The organism is Bradyrhizobium pachyrhizi (genome assembly GCF_001189245.1).
GTDB classification, from domain to species: Bacteria; Pseudomonadota; Alphaproteobacteria; order Rhizobiales; family Xanthobacteraceae; genus Bradyrhizobium; species Bradyrhizobium pachyrhizi.
In genome coordinates, this window is sequence record NZ_LFIQ01000013.1 from 1 (window position 1) to 2,305 (window position 2,305).

Consider the following 2,305-nt stretch of genomic DNA (forward strand, 5'->3'; position numbering starts at 1 on the left):
TGTCGCGCGCCATGGAAAACTGCCCCCTCGGCGTCATGAGGAATTGCCCCCTCCTCGGATAGCTGAGGAGAGAGCGAATGAACGAGGAACGAATCACTAGAGGCTCGCCGTGGAGTGATCCACGGGGGCAGGTGATGAAGACGCCGGATGACGTGGCGGAGATGTTGCGCCTGAGGGCGTGCGGGTGGGGTCTGAAGCGGATTGGGCGCCAGCTAGGCTGCAGCCATCACACGGTGAAGGACTACGTGGCGGCGGGCGGGGTGAAGCCGTTCAAGTCGCCTGAGCGGCCGAAGCGGCTCGACGGCCTTGAGGGTTGGCTGCGCGAGAGGTTCATTCGCCATCGCGGTAATGCTGACGTGGTTCGCCAGGATCTGTTGGCCGAGAAAGGCGTGGAGGTGAGCCGACGAACGCTGCAACGCGCCGTGCAGCGCTATCGCCAGGCGCTGAAGGCGGAGGCGCTGGCGACAACGAGGTTCGAGACGCCCCCTGGCCGACAGCTGCAGATCGACTTCGGGGAGCGTCTGGTCGAGATCGGCAGGGTGAAGGTCAAAGCATTCGTGTTTGTGGCAACGCTCGGGCATTCGCGACGGCTGCATGTGCGTGCGTTCCGGGCGGAGAAGCAAGAGCACTGGTTCGCCGGGCTCGAGAGCGCATTTACGACCTTCGGCGGCGTGCCGGAGGAAGTGCTGATGGACAATCCACGCGCGCTCGTCGTGCGTCACGACGCGGTGAGCCGGTCGGTTCAGTTCAACGACAAACTCATCGCGTTTGCGAAGCATTGGGGCTTCCGTCCACGCGCCTGCGCGCCATATCGGGCACGCACGAAGGGCAAGACGGAGAATGGCGTCGGCTACGTGAAGAAGAACGCGATCGCGGGGCATTCCTTCGTAAGTTGGGAGGCATTCGAGGCGCATCTCGCCAAGTGGGAGCGTGAGGTGGCGAACGTGCGTATCCACGGCACGACCGGCGAGGCGCCGATGGTTCGCTTCATACGCGACGAGGCACACCGGTTGAAACCGCTCGGCGGGCAGCCCTCGTTCGGATCATTGCGCGAACTAACCCGGGTCGTCGGCAACGATTGCGCCATCGAGATCGACACGAACAGTTACTCGGTGCCGTGGCGCCTAATTGGTGAGCGCGTGGCGGTAACGGTCGCGGCCGGCGAGGTGCGGATCCGCCATGGATTGCACCAGGTGGCGGTCCACAAGCAATCGGAAGGGCGCCGGCTGCGGATCGTCGATCCCGCCCATCTCGATGGTGTTGCCGGGCGGAATGGCGCGGTTCGCCGGCCGGAGATTGCGGCGGCGGTGCCGGGGTCGTCTCCACCGCCTTCGTTGTTGCGTCCTCTTGCCGAATATGAAGCCGTGATCGGGGGAAGCTTCTGATGACGCGCGCAAAGAAGGCAACCGAAGTACCGACTGATCCCCTTGATGCCATGCTGGCGCGATTGCAGCTCTCCGGCATCCGCGATCAGCTCGATAGCTTGCTCGACGAGGCGGCGCGCGCAAACCTGTCGGCGCGTGAGACGCTAATCCTGCTGTGCGAACGTGAGATTGCGCGCAAGGATCATCGCCGCATCGACATGGCGCTGAAGCTTGCACACTTCCCGGCCGTGAAGGAGCTTGCGGGCTTCGACTTCGAGGCGCAGCCGTCGATCGATCCGAAGCAGATCCGCGACCTGGCCGCGTCACGTTGGATCGCCAACGGCGAGAACGTGCTGCTGCTCGGCCCGCCGGGCGTCGGTAAGACGCACTTGTCGATCGCGCTCGGGCGAGAGGCAATCCTGGCCGGGTATACGGTGCAGTTCACCACGGCGACGACGCTGGTCGCTGGCCTTGCCAAGGCGCATGGCGATCGGCGCCTGGACGAGAAACTACTCGCGCTGTCGAAGCCAAAGCTACTGATCGTCGACGAGCTCGGCTATCTGCCGCTGGAACCCGACGCGGCCCATCTGTTCTTCCAGCTGGTCAGCCGACGCTACGAAACTGGTGCCATGCTGATCACGTCGAACCGCAGCGTTGCCGAATGGGGCACCGTGTTCGCCGATCCGGTGGTCGCCACCGCGATCCTCGACCGGCTCCTGCACCACAGCTACGTGTTGACTATCCGCGGCGACAGCTACCGGCTCCGCGCCAAACGGAAGAGCGGCCTCATCAAGCCGCCGCCCGCCGGTGACGGCCCTCCGGTCGGCTCCGCCTCCCTCCGTCCCGTCACCGGCGGAAGCAACCTTCAACCAAGATCATAACCCGATGGTGGGGGCAGTTCTTCATGACGCAAAGGGGGCAGTTCCGGATGGCGTTTGACA

Annotated in this window: 2 protein-coding genes; both read left to right on the plus strand. The window is 64.5% G+C overall.

All coding sequences use genetic code 11. From position 1 onward, the window contains the following. The first annotated feature begins 77 nt into the window (after positions 1 to 77). Positions 78 to 1,385, plus strand: coding sequence for an IS21 family transposase (gene istA, locus AKL29_RS00380; protein ID WP_050382250.1), 1,308 nt, complete (start codon positions 78 to 80; stop codon positions 1,383 to 1,385). Continuing rightward, the gene (istB, locus tag AKL29_RS00385; protein WP_050382252.1) at positions 1,385 to 2,245 is read left to right on the plus strand and encodes an IS21-like element helper ATPase IstB; all 861 of its coding nucleotides are present in this window, start codon (positions 1,385 to 1,387) and stop codon (positions 2,243 to 2,245) included. The genes istA and istB overlap by 1 nt, the downstream gene beginning before the upstream one ends. Positions 2,246 to 2,305: the final 60 nt, after the last annotated feature.

What these genes read in the sequence shown, in the direction of transcription:
- istA (WP_050382250.1), top strand. Translation starts at nt 78, where the DNA reads ATGAACGAGGAACGAATCACTAGAGGCTCGCCGTGGAGTGATCCACGG.
- istB (WP_050382252.1), top strand. Translation starts at nt 1,385, where the DNA reads ATGACGCGCGCAAAGAAGGCAACCGAAGTACCGACTGATCCCCTTGAT.